We start from the raw sequence: 18,684 nt of genomic DNA, 5'->3' as shown, positions 1-18,684 counted from the left end.
CCACGAGCGGGTCTCCCGACCGTGGCGAGGACGGCCTGGGCGCGGACGACCAGCCTGTGCTGCTACCGCTGTCGGCAGCAACGCCCGACGCCCTCTCGGAGCTCGCGCAGGCCTACCTCGACCGCATGAACTGCGACGGCGTCAGCAGCCAACCCTCGCTGGCGGATGTCTGCTGGAGCGCCGGGATGCGACGCACCCACTTCGAGCACCGCGTGGCGGTGGTCGGCCGGACCCATGCCGAGATCGCCGGTGGGCTTCGGACGGTCATGGCCGGACGGCCCACCAACGAGGTGTCCATCGACCGCCGCACCGACGGTGACCGCCCCAGGATCGCGTTCGTCTTTCCCGGCCAAGGATCCCAATGGGTGGGCATGGGACGCGAGCTGCTGAGTTCCGCACCCGCCTTCCGGGCTGCGGTCGCAGAGTGCGACGCCGCCGTACGCACGGAAACCGGTTGGTCGGTGATCGAGCGCCTGATGTCGGACGAGCCGCTTACGGGTATCGACGTCATCCAGCCGGTGCTGTGGGCGGTCGAGGTTGGGCTGGCCGCCATGTGGCGGCAGCTCGGTGTCGAACCCGACGTCGTGATCGGCCACAGCATGGGTGAGGTCGCCGCCGCCGTTGTCGCAGGAGCGATCACGCTGTCCGACGCCGCCGCCATCATCTGCCGACGCAGCCGGATTCTGCGTTCGGTCAGCGGGCAGGGCGCCATGGTCGCGCTGCAGCTGAGCATGGCCGATGCCGAACGCGCCATCGAGGGGTTCGAAGACCAGGTTTCGGTGGCGGTCGCCAACAGCGACTCCTCGGTCGTGCTCTCCGGCGATCCCGCCGTGCTGGACCGGCTGACCAGGCCGCTACTGGACCGCGGGGTCTTCTGCCGACCCGTCCAGGTCGACGTCGCCTCGCACAGCCCCCAGATGGAGCCGCTACGCCCGGAGCTGATGCGCGCTCTGGCCGACGTCCGGGCCGTTGCCGGCGACATCCCGATCCACTCGACGGTGACCGGCCAGCGCTCGACTGGCGAGGAGTTCGACGCCGCCTACTGGGTCCGCAATCTTCGCGAGCCGGTGCGCTTCGCCGATGTGGTGCACACGATGCTTGACGAAGGGGAGACGGTGTTCATCGAGATGGGTCCCCATCCGATGCTGGCTCACTCGATCAGCGAGATCATCGACAGTGCCGAGGGGCGCGGTGCCGTGATCGCCTCGCTGACCAGGAACGCCGCGGACTGGACAGCGATCCTTGCGACGGTGGGGACCCTCTACGCAGCCGGATACGAACCGGACTGGACGGCACTGCGGGGTGGTACGGGCAATTTCGTCCCGTTGCCCTCTTATCCGTGGCAACGGCGCCGCTTCTGGATCGGCGACGCGCTCACGGCCTCGGCCGATGCCAGCGCTCCTCGTGACACGGAGGTCCGCCCGCTTCGCTCTGTGCCGCTCCACCCCGTAGTGGTCGACACCGTGCCGCTCCACTCCGTAGTGGTCGACACCGTGCCGGAGCAACGACAGCCGACGGACGACGAGGTCGACGCCGCGGTGAGGCCCGGTACGGCACGGCAGCGGATGCATTCCCTCGAGGCTGTCAGCGAATACCTCGTGGAACAGGTCGCCATCGTGTTGGGCCGGTCAACGGACAGCGTGAACACGCAGCGTCCGGTAACGAGGATCGGGCTCGACTCGCTGCTCGCGGCCGAGTTGCACGCCCGCATCGCCCAGAACCTCGGCATCAAGATGCCGGTGGCCGGGTTGCTACAGGGAGCAACGCTCGAACAGTTCGCGAGGGAGATGTGGGCGCGCCTCGAGCGAGGATATCCAACCTTCAACAAGCTGAACGTCACGCCTCCCACCGTCCTGAGTAATCGTCACAGCAGGGCCGCCTGACCGACGGCTCGCCAGAAGCGGAATTGGTGCCCGGAAAACTCGGGAGTACCCACGAGAACCGCACGTTGCCGAACATCCGCCGGCCCCTCCCGCACGCGATGCCCCAGCGGGAGGGGCCGGCGGTCCTGTTTCAGGGGTCCACAAGCGGCCTACCTGCACATACACTCGACCGCCGGGGCCGATACGGGTCACGGCTCGACGCCTTGAACCGCGACTAACGCGAAAGGGGGCGCCACAACAAAGTTCGGACTATGCTGACCGGTCAGCACTTACGGTGTAAATATCGGCTTGCCGACAGTGAGGTGTCACGTGACGGATAACGAGCATCGCCGTCGCGAGCTGGGTGCGTTCCTACGCAGCCGCCGAGAGCGTATCGACCCCGAGACGGTGGGCTTGCCCACGGGGCGACGAAGACGAACCTCCGGGCTCAGACGAGAGGAAGTCGCGGTTCTCGCGGGCCTGAGTCCGACCTGGTATACATACCTTGAGCAGGGTCGGGACATTCACCCGTCGCACGAGGTTCTGGATAGCCTCGTCCGAATGCTGCAGCTGAACGACGACGAACGCAGCTACATTTACCTCCTCGCTTACGGTCAACGACCAGTCAAGGACAGTCCGTTACGCGAGGCCAACACAGAGGCCATCCTCTGGCAGATCGCCGACGCGTACAAGCCCAGCCCCGTTTACGTCGCGAACCAGGTTGCTGACGTACTGACCTGGAACGCCGCCGCTACCGAGTGGTACACCGACTTCGCCAAGCTGCCGGACGAGCATCGCAACACCGTGTGGTGGACGCTCATGGAACCCGACGCACGCGAACGTCTGGTGATGTGGGATGACGAGGCCAAGGACGTCATCGGCCGCCTGCGTGCCGTCTCGGCGGTCAGGCCCGGCGACCGACGGCTGAGCCAACTGATCGCCGATCTCATGAAGGGAAGCCCGGAGATGCGGCGATGGTGGTCCGACCACGAGATACGCAGTCAGGCGCCCCGGGTCCGGTGGTTGCGGCATCCGCAGCTCGGGATTCGGGCGATGAACCTCGTGGTCGCCTATCCGGCCGGTATGGACGGGATCGGAATCGCCTTCCATCTGCCCGTCCCGGACGACGAGGATGTGTAGGTTGCGGCCGGCAGGGCTCGTCACGACCTCGGCGAAGGATGCACCGACCGACGAGTCGGCGCCTACCGCCCCCGCAGCGCTCCCGACTCCAGCACAGGCGAACGGGGTGCGTGATGGGTGTACAGGTGTATTCCGCGACGACATCGGTCCCGCAGGGCGGTAGTCTCGATCTCCATCTCAATGCGGACTCGGGCGCCGGAACCGACGCGACCGTGATGGTCACCGAGTTCGTCAGCGGCAACGAGATGGCACGGTTCACCGTGCATGTCGACGCACACCCAACCCCTGGCGATCCCGCGGCCGACCGGGGCTGGCCCGTCGGGTTCACCCTCGATGTTCCGCAGTCCTGGCCGAGCGGCCTGCACCTGCTGCGCGCCTACCAGGTGCTCGTCTGCGTCGGGCACGACGAATACTGGACGGCCGAAATGCGTGACACCGCCGAGCAGTTCCTGGCCGCCGGCGGCAACATCGCATTCCTCACGGGCAACACCTGCTGGTGGCAGTTCCGGCTTGAGGACGATGGCCGCACCTTCGTCTGTCACCGCGATGCCGCTGAAGACCCGCTCACCGGGATTGACAACGCCCGCGTCACCGTCGAGTGGTCCAGTGCGCCGGTCAACCGGCCGGGACGGCACCCCGACGACCTTCGTCGTCCTCGCCGCAGCTGACCTGTCCGACTGGCGCCGCTTGGGGCAGGGTGGTGCCGCAACCATGGGCGTGTTCCGGACATCCGGCGGCGGCACAGTGTTCAACGTCGCCACGACCGGATGGGGTGGCGGGCTCGGTAGCTCCCCGGATCCGAGGGTCGACCGGATCACCCGTAATGTCCTCACCCGGCTGAGCAACCCGTGGCCGGCCGCGAACTGGGAACGGATCGGTCGCGCGAGCACGGTGACCGCACTCGTCGCCTGCGAGAACACCGTGTTCGCCGCCGCCGGGAACATGCTGTGGGCCCGGGACCCGGTCGGCCAGAACGTTGAGCCGGGACGGCCCCTGTTGCGGCTCCTATTTCGGTGTCGCGCGTCTCACTATCTGCCACCGGCCTCAACCTGGCACTGCCAGTGCCAGGTTCACCATGCCTGGCACCGCGGGTCCATGCGTCATGTAGCCACACTTCAGGGATACCCGCACATATACGGTCTGTTTCCGCCGGGTCCAGGCGAAGAGACTGGTACCAGACACCAGGGACAGAAGCGGATGATGCACCGGGCACGATTTCAAGATCGGCTGCCATGGGCATCCTTCAGTATTCGCGAGCGACTATTTTGCTGTGCCTGCCGGCCAGCACAGGAAACAGAACGGGAGAAAGACATGAGCACTGCAACTGTGAGTACGCACCGGGCCGGGATCGATGCTTCGCGGTCCATGCCGACACAGGGCCGCGCGGTTGCCGCGCCATGGCCTGGTACCCGCATCCTGCTTGCGCCCGGAACCGGGCTGCTGCGGCGGCCGGTGTCGCTCGCGAGGGTCGGGATATTAATGACCGCCGGCGCGCTACCGGTGCTGTCAATTCCGCTCTACGTATTCAACCTCCTCCCCATCAGCGCATCAGCCCGCTTCCTGGTACTGCCGCTCGCCGTCATCGTGATTGCGATGGCCCTACACCGGTCGCTGGAGGCACGATGGGCGGTCGGGGGATTCGCCGCCGGATTGATAGCAGTCACCGCCTATGATGCCCTTCGAATGCCGATGGTATACACCAAGATCTGGCCGGACTTCATCCCGCGACTCGGTGGTTGGATCATCGGGGATGTACCCACGAATATTCCGGTCGGCTATGCCTGGCGCTACATCGGTGACGGCGGTGGCATCGGAATGGCGTTCTTCGTGCTGTGCGGCGCCGTGGGTCTGTGGCGGTTTCCGGCTCTTGCCCGGCGTCCGATCCTGTTGGGCATCGGTTACGGCATCTTCGTCTGGTCAGGCCTGGTGGGAACCATCGCCCTGTCTGCCCGCGGCGCAGAGCTGCTCTTCCCGCTCAGCTGGCAGTCCCTTGGCCTGTCCCTCACCGGACATCTGATCTATGGATCCGTTCTCGGCCTGTACCTGCGGCGGGCGCTGGCAACCGAGCGTCGCCTCGCGCTGGCAGCCTGACCACCAACCCTGTTTCTACCGGCCGCGTGGGCGGCCCGACTCCTGGAACAGAGGACTCCATGCATACGACAATCGTGGTCTTACGGATTCTTTTCACCGGCGTGCTGTCGACCTATGCCCTCCTCACCATCGGCTACCTGGCAACGCAGATTCGCTTCGCGCACCGGACGTATCGGCGGCAGCGAGCCGTCCCGGGAAACGTCGGACCCGCCACCGCACTACCCAGCGTCGATGTGATCATTCCGTGCTTCAACGAACAACCGGCGGTGCTCGCATCCTGTTTGCGCTCCGTCGCAAACCAGGACTACGAAGGCCTTCTCACGGTGTACGTCGTCGACGACGGCTCACGGAACCGCCAGCAGCTCCAGTCCGTTTACGATGAATTCGGTCGCGACCGACGATTTGTGATCATTCCGTTGACGAACAACGCGGGAAAGCGGAAGGCCCAGGTAGCGGCCATCCGTCAATCGGTCGGCGACCTTGTCGTGGCAATCGACTCCGACACGACCATCGAACCCGACGTCGTAGGCAAACTGGCGGCGGCGATGGCCGACCCCGGGGTGGGTGCGGCTATGGGGCACATGGTGGCGAGTAACAGTCGGGCGACCTGGCTCACCCGACTGGTCAACATGGAGTACTGGATCGCCTGCAACCAGGAACGGGCCGCTCAGTCCGTCTTCGGAGCGGTGATGTGCTGCTGCGGGCCGTGCGCGATCTACCGGCGCTCCGTGCTCACGACCGTCCTCGACGACTACGAGACCCAGATGTTTCGTGGGCGACCGAGCGACTTCGGAGAGGATCGCCACCTGACAATTCTCATACTGCAGTCGGGTCTGCGCACCGTCTATATCCCGGACGCGACGGCCGCGACCGTCGTCCCCGAGCGGATTCGTCCCTACCTGCGCCAGCAGCTCCGGTGGGCCCGCAGTACCTATCGGGACACCCTCCTTGCCATCAGGCTCCTTCCCCGCCTGCACCGCTATCTGACACTTGACGTCGTCGCGCAGAATCTGGCGCCGTTGTTACTCGTCCTGTCAATGACCACAGGCCTCGCTCTTGTCGCTGTGTCCGCGGCTCCACCGCCGTGGTGGTCGATCGCCGCAATGGCAGGGCTCTCGTTACTGCAGTGCACCTATGGCGCCTGGCGCACCAGGAAAATGGCGTTCTTCGCGTTTGCCTTCCACGGATTCATCAACATCGGCCTGCTCCTTCCCCTGAAGCTCTATGCACTCTGCACCCTGGGCAACACGACCTGGGGTTCACGCGCTCTGCCTGCGGCGCAGCACACGAGCGCAACGCAGCATGTCATTACAACGACCGGGATCCCGGCGTACGCCGATTCCCGGGGAACGTATGAGGAGGTTGTACCACTATGAAACCAGCAATTGCTGTCGAAGGTCTGGTAAAACGTTACGGGAACGCGCACGCTCTGGACGGACTGAATCTGGAGGTCCAGCCAGGAACCGTCCTCGGCCTGCTCGGTCCGAACGGCGCAGGTAAAACCACGACCGTCCGGATACTGACCACCTTGCTGAAGCCAGACGGCGGACGCGCGTGGGTGGGCGGTTTCGACGTGGTCCGGCAACCGTATGAGGTGCGGCGCTGCATCGGAGTTTCCGGTCAGGAGACAGCCGTGGAACCCCTGCTGACCGGATGGGAGAATCTGGAGTTCTTCGGCCGGCTGCACAGGCTGGGCCGGCGGCGGGCACGCCAGCGCGCCCAGGAGTTGCTTGAGCAGTTCGACCTCACCGCGGCGGCCAGCCGGCTGGCAAAGACCTACTCGGGCGGCATGCAGCGCAGGCTGGACCTCGCTATCAGCCTGATCACACGGCCGGCTGTCCTGTTCCTCGACGAACCGACAACCGGGCTGGACCCTCGTAGCCGCAGCGGCACCTGGGCAATGATCTCCGAACTCGTGAGCGCGGGCACAACGCTCCTGCTCACCACCCAGTACCTGGAAGAAGCCGATCAGCTCGCCGACCTGATAGCCGTGGTCGACCACGGCCGTGTCATCGCCAGAGGCACCGCGGACGAGCTGAAGACACAGATCAACGGTGACCGCATCGAGGTTGTCCTGCGTGACCGTGAACTGCTGCCTCTTGCCGCGTCCATCCTTGACTATTTCGGTACCAGCCAGGCGGTCGTCCTCCCATCGGAACGACGGGTCACCGTGATGACACCACACGAACCGGGGCTGCTCGCCCGGGTGCTGCGTGAGATGGATGCCGCCGCGGTCGAACTCGAGGACGTCGCGCTGTGCCGACCGACCCTTGACGACGTCTTCCTGAGCCTCACCGGTCGACCCACGGCCACCGAAGCGGCACCCAATGCGATGGCCACGACGGCAGTGGCGGCATGAACAAGAGCATGCTTTCCCTGGCGGACCGTGCAATGTTACCCGCTGCCGACATCAGGCCGCACCGTAGATACGGCGAAATTACCGGTCGTCACCGGAACACGAACCTGAGGATCGTATCGGGACCCCCTGTCAGCCCGCGTTGGTCCGGTCGGAGCACCGGAGCCGCACTCACCGAAACATACCTGATGACCAGACGCATTCTGATGCGGCTGCCGAGACAACCCGACATCATTGCCTACAGCATTATTCAACCGGCTCTTTTCACCCTGGCGATGGTATATCTTTTCGCCAATGCAATAAAATTGCCGGGCGGCGGTAGCTATACTGAATTCGTGATCGGCGGCCTGTTGGCGCAGACTGTTGCGTTCGCTGCCGCGTCCACCTCCGGTGCGATCGCCCAGGAACTCGAAGAAAATACGATCGATCGCCTCCGTACGCTACCAGTGGCCCGCTCCACCGTCCTCGCCGGATTCACCAACGCTGGCCTGTTGAAGACCTTCATAACCGTACTGGTGACGATTTCGTGTGGGTTCGCGGTCGGCTGGCGCATCCACAACGGTATCGGCAGTGCACTACTTTCCGTCGGCATACTTCTGATTTTCGGTCTCGCGATGAGCTGGGTGGGTGCACTCATCGGGGTGTGCACGAAAAGTCCGGAGGCGGCCGCCGGGGCCGGTACCATCTGGCTGTTCCCGGTAATCTATCTCTCCAATGCGCTCGCACCCGTACAGAGCATGCCGGTGTGGGTGCAGTACGCCGCCGAGTGGAACCCCGTTTCCGCGGTCGGAACTGCCAGCAGACAGCTCTTCGGAAATCCGGCGACTCCGGTGGTCCACCACACCTGGATGACCGACTATCCGATCGCGATGTCGCTGGTCTGGTCATGTGTGATCCTGTTCGTCGCCGCCCCGCTGTGCGTTCGAAAGTTCATGCGGGCGACCAGTCGGTGAGGTCGTCGACCTCACGTCGCTCATTCCGGCAATCGCGAACGCCAGTATCGAGACAAGGGGACGTCCAATGCGAATTCTGAGCATGAACCCCGGGCACGACGGCGCGATCGCCTTCGTGGAGGACGGCCGGCTCATCTACTCCCTCGAAGGCGAGAAGGACTCCTTCGGCCGTTACGGAGGGATCTCGGCGTCCCTGGTTCTCCAGGCCATGGACATGGCACCCGGGCAGCCGGACGTGCTGGCCATCGGTGGCTGGCACAAGGCACTGCCAGGTTATCTGTCACAGCATGGGGCAGGCTATTTCGGCGTGGACCCGGGGGTGACCTCGGAAGGGAGCTTCTGCGGGAAACCCGTCACCGTCTTCACCTCCAGCCACGAGCGCTCGCATCTTTTCATGGTCGCGGCGATGGCTCCGGCCGCTCCGCTACGCGAGTGCGTGATTCTGGTGTGGGAGGGCGAGATCGGCGCCTTCTACCACTGGCAGAATTATGGAGCGAAGATCACACCGCTCCCGGTTCTGGCGGAGCCCGGCTCACGTTACGCCGCGCTCTTCGCTCTCGCCGACCCCACCTTCTGGGACTCCGGAGACGTACCCCGGCTGCAGGACGCGGGAAAGCTCATGGCTCTCACCGCATATGCAGCCGACTCCGAACCCCGGTCCGAGGTGAAAGAGGTTGTCGAGGAATTCATGAAACCCGGAAAAACGTTTGAGCCTTTTGAGAAGATCTCCTTCCGGGACTCCGCCCTGTACAACTGCGGTGTCGACAGTCCGCTGTTGCACACCGCCGCCCGGTATCTGACCACCCGACTGTTCGAGACCTTCCGTTCGGTGGCCGAATCCCGGCTCCCCCGCGGGCTGCCGCTGTTGATATCCGGCGGATGCGGCCTGAACTGCGAGTGGAACAGAAGCTGGCGTGAGTCCGGCCTCTTCACCGACGTCTTTGTCCCACCCTGTGCCAATGACTCCGGTTCGGCCATCGGCACCGCGATGGACGCGGCGACGTACTTTGGTGAGCCGTGCCGTCTTGAGTGGAATGTCTACGCGGGGGCCCCGTTCGTGCATGACGGGGAACCCGATCCCGCCCGTTGGTCGGTCCAGCCGCTGCACGTCGAGCGACTTGCCAGGCAGCTGCTGGACGGCAGGGTGGCCGCGTGGGTCCAGGGACGCTACGAGATCGGGCCGCGCGCGCTCGGGCACCGGTCGTTACTCGCATCTCCACTGACCGCCGGGGCGAAGGACCTCCTCAACACGATCAAAAAGCGCGAAGGGTACCGACCGATAGCGCCCTGCTGCATTGCCGAGGACATGGGCCTCTGGTTCGACAACCCGGTCGAGGACCCGTACATGCTGTACTTCAGCCGCGTCCGGACCGATGCTCTGCCAGCGGTCACCCACGTCGACGGAACGGCGAGGGTCCAGTCGGTGCGATCCAGCGACGAGCCCACTCTGTACCGGCTGCTGGAATCATTTCGGGCTGTTTCGGGCTATGGCGTCCTGTGTAACACCTCACTGAACTTCTCCGGGCACGGGTTCATCAACCGCATGTCGGAACTCATCGGCTACTGCGAGACGAAGAACATCTCAGACGTTATCGTCGGGGACAGCTGGTATCAGCGCAGCGAGCTCGGTTCGACCCATACCTAGCGGTTTGTCGCCGGGTGGATGCCGGCGAGCCGACGGGCCGCGGTGACGGCCTGGTCGCCGAACCGTTCGTAGTAGCGGGAAAGCAACGTCAGGTCCACGGCGCTCTGAATCCCGTGTGGCCACGCCGAATCGGTCAGGGTTGCCAGCAGCCGCCGGTGAATCTGGTCGATCTGGTCGTCCGCGTCCTCCACCTGCCGGGCCGCCTCCCGGTCATCCTTGCGGATCGCGGCGGCAAGCTGGTCGGCCAGGTCGCCGCACAGCCGGCCGAGATGGGTGATGGTGGGACGCAGCGGCGCCGGGACCACCGGGGCGGGCCGCCGGAGATCGGCGGTGGCCGCGATGTGATCGGCAAGCTCGCCCATCCGTTCCACCCCGGTTGCGATCCGCAGACAGGCGACCACAAGTTGTAGGTCCCCGGCCACCGGATTCTGACAGGCAAGCAGCACCACGAGCTCGTCGTCCAGCTTCCGGCTGCGGACCTGCAGGCTCTGCAGGGCGGCGTGGACCGCAGCGGTATCAGCCCGGCCGGCATCGGGGCCGGCCACAGCGACGGTGGCGGCTGTGACGATCCGACTCGCCTCAGCTGCGAGCTCCCCGAGTGCCACCCGGACCCGGTCCAGCTCGGCGGTGTAGTCAAACCGGTGCGGTCCCGGAACATCCATAATCTGATGAACCTCCATAATCCGATGAACCTCCATAATCCGATAGTGGCGCCATCCTGGCGACCCTGCCCGTCGGGAACATGCGCCACGTGGACGTCAGCCACCGACACTGCTCGGACCGGGCGCCGGGCGTGCGCTGGGTGCGCTGGGTGCCAGCGGCGAGTTCCTGACCCGGAAGACCCGCGCGACATTGTGCGGCAGCCACCAGTTCCAGCGCCCGAACAGTGCCATCGCGCTCGGAACGAGCAGTGCACGGATGATGGTCACATCGATGATGATCGCCGCGCCGAGCCCGAACCCGAACTGCTGCAGACCGACGATCGACCCGGCGACGAAGCCCATGAAGGCGGCGAACATAACCAGGCCGGCGGCGGTCACAATGCGCCCGGTCTTGGCCAGCCCGAGCGCCACCGCGGTCTCGTTGTCCCGGCCGGCGTCCCACTCCTCGCGCATCCGGCTCACGAGGAAGACCTCGTAGTCCATGGACAGACCGAACACCATCGCAAAGATGAAGACCGGGATCCAGCCCTCGATCTGGTCGAAGGAAATGAGCCCGAGCGCGCCACCCACGCCCCACTTGAAGAAGACCACCAGCAGGCCGTAGGCGGCAGTGATCGAAAGCAGGTTCAGGACGATTGCTTTCAGCGGGAGGATGAGCGAACGGAAAGCCCGCAGCAGGAGGAAATACGTGAGGACGAGCACCCCGAGCACCAGCCAGGGAAAGGCGCTATAGGTGAGGTGCAGGAAGTCGACCCCGCTCGGAGGGCCGCCGCCGGCGTAGACGGCGACCCCGGTGGGGAACCCGGCCGCCGGGACGAGGTCCTGGCGCAGGCGGTGGGCGAAGTCGAGCGACGCGGGCGTCCCGTACTCACTCTTCCCGATCACCTGTAGCTGCAGGTAACGCCGGGACGGGTCGACGAACTGCGTGCTGGCAGGGTCGAAGACGACCGCGGCGACCTGCGAATCGGCACGAAGACTGTGCTGGAGCCGCGTCAGCCCGGCCTGCACCTGGGCGTCATCGGCCCCGCCTGGCCGATGGGAGTCGATGACGACCGTCGTCGGCGCCAGGGCGCCCGCGCCGACCGCATCGGAAAGGATGTCAAGGCCCTGGACACTCTCGAGAGTGCGCGGGATGCCCTTGTTCGAGCCCGGTCCGAGCTCGAGGGCCAGCACTGGCAGCGCGAGCGCGACGAGCAGTGCCGTGCTGCCCGCCGCGATGGCCGCCGGGTGGCGCATGATCGTCCATGCGAGACGAGCCCAGACGTTCTCCTCCGCCTCTCGGCGCTCGGTGATGGAGCGCGGTAGGAGCCGCACCCGATCGAGCTTCGCGGCCAGGAAGTACAGCAGGACGGGTAGCAGGGTCAGTGCGCAGGCGACCGAAATAATCGGGATGAACAGGCCGCCGATGCCGAAACCGCGCATGAACGGCAGGGGCATGGCCAGCATCAGCGTGAGACCGATGGCGACCGCCGTGCCGCTGAACACGACCGCGCGGCCGGCTGTCGCCATCGTGGCGACGATCGCGTCCTGCGTCGCCTTACCGCTGTGGAGCTCCTCCCGGTAGCGATAGATGATGAGCAGCGAATAGTCGACAGCGATACCCAGGCCGATCAGCGTGACCAGGTTCTGCAGATACGTCGACAGCTCCATGTAGTGCGCGAAAACCCAGATGATCGCAAGGGTCGTCGGGATCGCGGCCGCAGCGAAGATCAAAGGCAGGAGGAAGGCCAATGTCCCGAAGACGAACGCGAGGATGACGAGCGCGATCGGAATGGCGATGTAGAGTTCGCCGACCTTGAGATCGTGCTTGAACACGGGATCGAGGTCATGCTCGATCGCAGCCTGGCCGGTGACGTAGGCATGGGCACCCGGTACCGTGCCGACCGCTGCCCGCATCCTGTCGGTATAGCCTTTCGCGTCGGCCGGCTCGAGATTCGACACGATGCGGGCGTTGACGATGGAGGCGGACACCGGTTGAACCGATGCGACCTCCCCACTGGGAAGAACGCCGGCCGCCCTGTGCGCCGCCTGATCGACCGTGGGCAGGAGCTGCGGGGCAGACCCCGGCGCGCCGCGCACGACAATCATGAAGGATCCGGTACTCTTCTGACCGAAATGGTCATCGAGGACGCGCTCCGCTCGCTGTGTGTCGGTACCCGGCAGCGAGAAGCGATTCGTCAGAAGGCGACTCAGCCCGGACGCGGCAGCGCTCGACACGACGAAGACAACCACCCAGACCGCCACGACAGCCCACCGATAACGGATCATCGCGCGCGTCCAGCGTTCCATCATGGTCACATACCCGCCGGAGCGCCTGATTATCCGACGGATGCACGGAAACTTACGTTGAACGTGAATGGTCGGGTGTGAACTGGCGAACGTGAACGGTCGAATGTGAATGGTCGGGTGTGAACGCCGGAGATATCAGAGGTGATATGAGCAACGCACAACTGCCACCCGCCGATTTCTACGCAACCCTTCCCCGGGTGCTCGCCGCAGCCGGGGCGCTTTTTCGCGATCCAGGCGGCCGGGTCCTGCTCGTCCAACCTACCTACCGCACCGACACCTGGCTGCTCCCCGGTGGCGCCATGGATCCGGGCGAGTACCCCTGGGAGACGGCCCGCCGCGAAGTCCGGGAGGAAATCGGGCTGGAGCTGCAGCCGGGGCGGCTACTCGGCGTCGACTGGGTCCCTGCCCAGGACGACGGACGACCGCCGCTGATCCACTTCATCTTTGATGGCGGAACACTCACCGAAACCGATGCCGAACACAGCGTGCGCCTACCGCCGGACGAGTTGACCGCCTGGCGGCTGTGCACGCCCACCGAGTGCGACACGCTGCTCCTCCCACGGGCGGCCCGACGCATCCAGGCGTGCGTGGCCGCACTTCGCACCGGGCAGACCGCCTACCTGCAGCACGGCTGGTCGCGCCGGGCACCATCGGGCTGACGGCCCACGATGCCGACCCCCGCGCGCATCCCGCAGAGCATCCAGACGATGACTGACGCGACCCGTGGCCGGTGCTCCGTCCATACTGGGCACTTCCGTATGGTTCATTTGTGGGCATAAAAGGTCACAAGAGGTCACAAGATGGCGCTGTGGATCCGCCGATCAGCACGCAACGTCGGCCGGCACGCAACGTCGGCCGGCACGCAACGTAGACCAGTGAGAAGCGTCGATCAGTGAGAAGCGGGGAGAAGCATGGAACTGCGGCAATCGTTCCAACATCGAGGCTTATCAAAGGCAGCCGTCGTGGGGATCGGCCTGCTTGGCCTGCTTGGCCTGGCTGCGTGCGGCGGCACGGCCTCGGGTCGGAAGGTCAGCGCTCCGGCCAGCGGATCAGCTGGTGCTCCGGCCGGTACGCCGACCGGAGCGCCGGCCGACAAACCGGTCGACGCGCCAGCCAGCGCGCAGGCCAGCGCGCCGGCAGCCGCCGCGGCACCGATCCTGCATGCGGGCGACTTCGTCCTTACCCAAGGCCCCGAAACGGCCGGCTTCATCCTTGACACATCCCCCGACAAACAGGCGAATCCGCAGATAGCAGGGAGCAAAATCGCGGCTTGCCTCGGCGTACCGCTCGCCGACGTCCAAGACCACGCAACCGACACGGTGGACGGCCCTTTCCTCTCGAGCACCGACGGACTGACCACGGTCGGTTCGGAGGGAGAGATCGCCCCAGCGGCCGACGTGACCCGCGATGCGGCCATCCTCACCCGCGCCCAGGCACCCAAATGCCTTGGCCAGCTCTACTTCCAGTCGCTCCAGGAAGGAATGGCGGCCAGCGGCGCGCATACCACCCTCAACTCGACCCGCTCACTGACCCCGCCCACCGGCGCCACGGGTGCCATACGCATGAGCGTGACGGTGATCGCCAACAGCAAACGGGTCCCCGTCACGGTTGACATGATCTTCATCATGTCCGGCCGCGTCGAGAGCTCCCTTCTGGTCATCCAGGTGAACGGACTGCCAGACCCCACGCGCGAGCAGAACCTCACCCGTCAGGTCGCCGGGAAGGTCGCCCGGCAATCGGGACTGACCGCCGCGTAAGCCGCCGTGAAAGCCGCCGTGAAAGCCGCCGCTGGAGCGGGTTCCGGGCCTGCGGTCGTCCGAACCCCCACCCGCACCAGCGTCGTCCGAGGCCGCGGGCCAGCGTCGTCCGAACGATGTGACTTTCGTGCTGCTCCCATAGCAGCAGATTCACATCCCTCGGTCGATGGGCCGGCGGGCCGGCGGTTATCCACTCCAGCAACGGCACATTCACATCCTTCGGTCGGGGGGCCGACGGTTATCCACAGCTGACGCCAGCGTGACGACTTCGGGCGTGTGCCCTGTCACCGTTCATAGTTGTGACGTCCACCGCAGGTCCGCACGACGGCGGATGGGAGGTGATCGCCCGGGATCGCAGCGGCGTGATGGCAGTGCGGGACGCGATCGCGGGCGGCCTGCGCCCCGGGGAACTGCGGTGGCGGGTCAGCACAGGTCGGTGGCAACGGCCGCTACGGGGAGTCGTCGTCACCCACTCCGGGCCGTTGACCCGTCTCCAATGGCTCTGGTGCGCGCTGGAACGGGCCGGGCCGGGAGCCGTCCTTGCCGGGTCCACGGCGGCCACGCTCGACGGTCTGCGGGGGTTCGACGCGGCGACCGTGTTCGTCACGGTGCCGTCAGACCGGCAGCTCACCGGGCATCAGGGGATCGTGGTGCACCGCAGCAGCCAACTCACCTCAGCCGACGTCCATCCGGTCCGCGTTCCCCCGCGGACCAGGCTCGCCCGCTCGGTCGTCGACATGGCGGGCTGGGCGACCCGGGACGACGACGCCAGGGCCGCGCTCGCCGCCTCCGTACAGCAACGGCTGGTCAGCGTCGGGGAAGTGCGGGCTGCGCTGGACCAGCGCGGGCGAGCGCGGCGTCGCCGCCTGATCCTCGACACGTTGGCAGATCTTGATGTTGGCGCTGAGTCAGTGGCGGAGATGCTGTACCGGCGAATCGAGCGTCGCCACGGCCTACCGCCCGCCCGGCGCCAGCACATGGTCGAGCTGGGCGGTCGTCGCTACCTGGACGTCTGGTACGAGCCATGGCGGGTCTGGGTGGAGATCGACGGGGCCGCACACCAGGAAGCCCGGCAATGGTGGGATGACCTGGCCCGCCAGAATCTCGGAGTGCTCCAGGACCGTCTGATCCTGCGGTTCCCGACGTGGCTGCTGCGGGAGCATCCTGAGCGCGTCGCCGCCCAGGTCGCGCAGGCGCTCCGCCAACGTGGCTGGGATGGCCGCCGCTGACCGGGCATCAGCAGCGGCTGGGGCGGCCCCCACTGACCGCGGGCACCAGCAGGCCGTCCACGAGCAGCGGCTCAACGATGTGAATCCAGTGCTGCTGTAGTAGCAACTAGTTCACATCTTTACTGCATGATCCGCTCTCCCCGCGCAGTCTGGGATGTCCGCGCGGTCTGGTCGACTGCCGGCGGCGGTGGTTAGATCACGGTGGACCGACGGCTGCGACCCACCGTGGCGTCGCTGCGCCATACGGGGACCGGGGAGCGTGTCATGACGACGAACAGCGACGAGACAACATGGCGGTTCGACGGATTGCGGGCGTTGTTCATCAACTGCACGCTCAAGCGCTCACCCGAACTCAGCCATACCGGGGGTCTGATCGATCGCAGCGCCGCCCTGATGGGTGAGCGCGGTGTCGAGGTCACGGTGCTCCGCGCGATTGATCACGATATCGCGACCGGGGTGTGGCCGGACATGACCGAGCACGGTTGGCCGAGTGACGAATGGCCAACCATCTACCAGCAGGTTCTGGCGGCCGACATCCTCGTGCTGGCGGGGTCGATCTGGCTCGGCGACAACAGCTCCGTGATGAAGAAAATGATCGAACGGCTGTACGCCTGCTCGCATCTGCTCAATGAAGCGGGCCAGTACGCCTATTACGGCCGGGTTGCCGGCTGCCTGATCACCGGAAACGAGGACGGCGTGAAGCACTGCGCCATGAACGTCCTCTACAGCTTGCAGCACCTCGGGTACACGATCCCGCCGCAGGCCGATGCGGGATGGATCGGTGAGGCCGGACCAGGGCCGTCCTATCTCGATCCGGGCTCGGGCGGACCGCAGAACGACTTCACCAACCGCAACACCGCGTTCATGACCTGGAACCTGCTGCACCTGGCGAAAATGCTCAAGGACGCGGGCGGCATCCCCACGCACGGCAACCAACGCTCGGCCTGGGACGCCGGCTGTCGGGACGACTACCCCAACCCCGACTACCGCTGACCCGACCACCGCGGACCCGACCGCCGCGGACCCGGGTCCGCGGCGGCATGCAGCGGCCCGGATCGACCGACGCTGCCCACCCGCAGCATCAGCATTATCGGCATGTGTCGGCAGATCGGCGAGTGAGACCTGTACGGCCATTTCGCGCTGTTCTATCGTCGATGGGCGTCGACGAAGACGGACACCGCCGATCAACCCGAGCCGAGCGTCTTCCACGGGGGAGCAGATGCGCCATGCCCACCAGCGACACCATCAAAGCAGCCTGGATCGCCGGCCTTCTGGGTGTGGTTGGCACAATCGCCGGCGCGGTCCTCACTAACGGGTACGGGCTGGGCCCCTCCCCGCGCCCCACGCCGACGTTCCCGACACCGCTGCCGACCCAGGCAGCATTCACGTCGTCACATCCCACCGCAGCCGCTACCTCTTCGAGATTCACGACGTCACCTCCCAACGCGGCTGCTGTCCCTTCGAGCTATCAAGGCACGTGGACAGGCGTGGTCACGCAGTCAAACAATGCCACCTACCAGCTCACGTTGAAAATCGGTGCCGGCAGTGTGGGCACCGGGGTCGGTTCGTGGCAGGTACCGATTTTCAGCTGTTCGGGGGTGTTGGTTCTGGAGTCCGGCGGCGGACCGTTGGTATTGCGACAAAATACGACATACAACCCGAGCCTTCAGTGTTTCAGCAAGTTCGAGGTCACTGTGACACTGCAGGAAAGCTCCAGGCTCACCTACCAGATCCTCGGCGCCACAACGACGAACGGACAATTCATCAATGGCAATCCGGTCTTGGGCTCGGGTACTCTGACCCGGCTGTAGGGCGTGGGCACCCGACTGTAGGGCCTGGGTTGCGGATGATATTGCGTGCCACGGCGGTGGCGGTCCGGGTGGGATCGGCACACCGGGTGATGGCTACGATTTGCCTGCCTGTCCGCAGCAGGAGGTGTGCGTGAGCAATGAAGTCAGTGCCGAAGCCGGCGCCGATGTCGACGCGGGGACAGAACGTCCGCCGAGGGTGTTCATCTCCTACGCGCACGCTGGCGGGACGCAGGAGTCCGCGGGACACGACGAGTCCGTGCGGGAGCTCTACTGGTTTCTGCGCATGCGTGGGATCGACGCGACGTGCGACCTGCCCGCGTCCCGGCGGCGGCAGGACTGGACCCTGTGGATGGAGCGGGAGATCCGCGCGGCCGACTTCATCCTGGTGATCGCATCACCCGCGTACCGGCGTCGGGCCGACGGGGATACCGCCGCCGACGACGGTCGTGGTGTGCAGTGGGAGGCCGGCCTGGTCCGCGAGGTCATCTACCGCGACCAGCGGGCGGGTTTGCTCCGGGTTCTGCCGGTCGTGCTGCCGGACGCGACCGCCGACGACATCCCGCTGTTCCTCCGGCCCTACTCGACGACCCACTACCAGGTGGATGAGATCTCCGATGCCGGGCTTGAGACCCTCCTGCGGGTCCTGCTCGGTCGGCCGCTGGAGATCGAACCTGCGCTGGGGAATCCCCCGCTGCTGCCTGCACGTCCCGGCCCGGGGGCACTTCAGGCGGTTGCGGTGGCGGGGCCGGCCGAGCCAGCGGCAGCGGCACGGGCGGCTTCGAGGCCGGCCGGTGTGGACATCTCGTTGAGCCGTGACGATCGGGATGCGCTGCTGACCGCCCTGGCGGAAAGTTTCACCACCGACATGGCGGCCGAGCGGATGCTGAGC

The 18,684-nt window shown here is 65.9% G+C and carries 16 protein-coding genes; 14 read left to right on the top strand and 2 right to left on the bottom strand.

Going from position 1 to position 18,684, the window contains the following annotated elements; all coding sequences use genetic code 11:
• The 8 genes from U9977_RS15455 to U9977_RS15420 form a co-directional block, all read left to right on the top strand.
• Positions 1–1,883 (top strand): acyltransferase domain-containing protein (locus U9977_RS15455; protein ID WP_322749961.1); only part of this gene is annotated, 1,883 nt, incomplete at its 5' end.
• A gap of 297 nt (positions 1,884–2,180) precedes the next feature.
• Entirely contained in the window at positions 2,181–3,002 is an 822-nt protein-coding gene (locus tag U9977_RS15450) for a helix-turn-helix transcriptional regulator (RefSeq protein ID WP_322749962.1), read from the top strand.
• A 113-nt stretch (positions 3,003–3,115) separates the two neighbouring features.
• Positions 3,116–3,670, top strand: coding sequence for a N,N-dimethylformamidase beta subunit family domain-containing protein (locus U9977_RS15445; protein ID WP_322749960.1), 555 nt, complete (start codon positions 3,116–3,118; stop codon positions 3,668–3,670).
• A 643-nt stretch (positions 3,671–4,313) separates the two neighbouring features.
• A complete protein-coding gene (locus U9977_RS15440) occupies positions 4,314–5,093 on the top strand; it encodes a hypothetical protein (protein ID WP_322749959.1) in 780 nt (259 codons plus the stop codon).
• Positions 5,094–5,152: 59 nt separating this feature from the next.
• On the top strand, positions 5,153–6,469 hold the full coding sequence (gene nodC, locus U9977_RS15435) for a chitooligosaccharide synthase NodC (protein ID WP_322749958.1): 1,317 nt from the start codon (positions 5,153–5,155) through the stop codon (positions 6,467–6,469).
• The gene (locus U9977_RS15430) at positions 6,466–7,452 is read left to right on the top strand and encodes an ATP-binding cassette domain-containing protein (RefSeq protein ID WP_322749957.1); all 987 of its coding nucleotides are present in this window, start codon (positions 6,466–6,468) and stop codon (positions 7,450–7,452) included. The genes nodC and U9977_RS15430 overlap by 4 nt, the downstream gene beginning before the upstream one ends.
• Before the next feature lie 185 nt (positions 7,453–7,637).
• Positions 7,638–8,402 (top strand): ABC transporter permease, encoded by a 765-nt coding sequence (locus U9977_RS15425; protein ID WP_322749956.1) that lies wholly within the window; start codon positions 7,638–7,640, stop codon positions 8,400–8,402.
• 67 nt (positions 8,403–8,469) lie between these two features.
• On the top strand, positions 8,470–10,047 hold the full coding sequence (locus U9977_RS15420) for a carbamoyltransferase C-terminal domain-containing protein (protein ID WP_322749955.1): 1,578 nt from the start codon (positions 8,470–8,472) through the stop codon (positions 10,045–10,047).
• On the opposite strand, the gene U9977_RS15415 is transcribed toward U9977_RS15420, so the two are convergent.
• Entirely contained in the window at positions 10,044–10,709 is a 666-nt protein-coding gene (locus U9977_RS15415; RefSeq protein WP_322749954.1) for a phosphate signaling complex PhoU family protein, read from the bottom strand. The two genes, U9977_RS15420 and U9977_RS15415, sit on opposite strands and share 4 nt — an antisense overlap.
• Before the next feature lie 96 nt (positions 10,710–10,805).
• Positions 10,806–12,977, bottom strand: coding sequence for an MMPL family transporter (locus U9977_RS15410; protein ID WP_322749953.1), 2,172 nt, complete (start codon positions 12,975–12,977; stop codon positions 10,806–10,808).
• Positions 12,978–13,144: 167 nt separating this feature from the next.
• On the opposite strand from U9977_RS15410, the gene U9977_RS15405 reads away from it, so the two are divergent.
• From U9977_RS15405 to U9977_RS15380, 6 genes are all read left to right on the top strand, one after another.
• Complete coding sequence (locus tag U9977_RS15405) at positions 13,145–13,657, top strand: NUDIX hydrolase (RefSeq protein WP_322749952.1); 513 nt, start codon at positions 13,145–13,147, stop codon at positions 13,655–13,657.
• Between the two features lie 303 nt (positions 13,658–13,960).
• The gene (locus tag U9977_RS15400; protein WP_322749951.1) at positions 13,961–14,755 is read left to right on the top strand and encodes a hypothetical protein; all 795 of its coding nucleotides are present in this window, start codon (positions 13,961–13,963) and stop codon (positions 14,753–14,755) included.
• Positions 14,756–15,054: 299 nt separating this feature from the next.
• Positions 15,055–15,984, top strand: coding sequence for a hypothetical protein (locus U9977_RS15395; protein WP_322749950.1), 930 nt, complete (start codon positions 15,055–15,057; stop codon positions 15,982–15,984).
• Positions 15,985–16,248: 264 nt separating this feature from the next.
• A complete protein-coding gene (locus U9977_RS15390; protein WP_322749949.1) occupies positions 16,249–16,977 on the top strand; it encodes a flavodoxin family protein in 729 nt (242 codons plus the stop codon).
• A 233-nt stretch (positions 16,978–17,210) separates the two neighbouring features.
• Positions 17,211–17,795 (top strand): hypothetical protein, encoded by a 585-nt coding sequence (locus U9977_RS15385; RefSeq protein WP_322749948.1) that lies wholly within the window; start codon positions 17,211–17,213, stop codon positions 17,793–17,795.
• 130 nt (positions 17,796–17,925) lie between these two features.
• On the top strand, positions 17,926–18,684 hold a 759-nt coding region (locus U9977_RS15380; protein WP_322749947.1), incomplete at its 3' end, for a toll/interleukin-1 receptor domain-containing protein.

The sequence above is a fragment of the Protofrankia sp. Cas8 genome, from assembly GCF_963555845.1.
Taxonomy (GTDB): domain Bacteria; phylum Actinomycetota; class Actinomycetes; order Frankiales; family Frankiaceae; genus Protofrankia.
The sequence above is the reverse complement of the archived record's forward strand: the minus strand, read 5'-3'. Positions and strand labels throughout refer to the sequence as shown.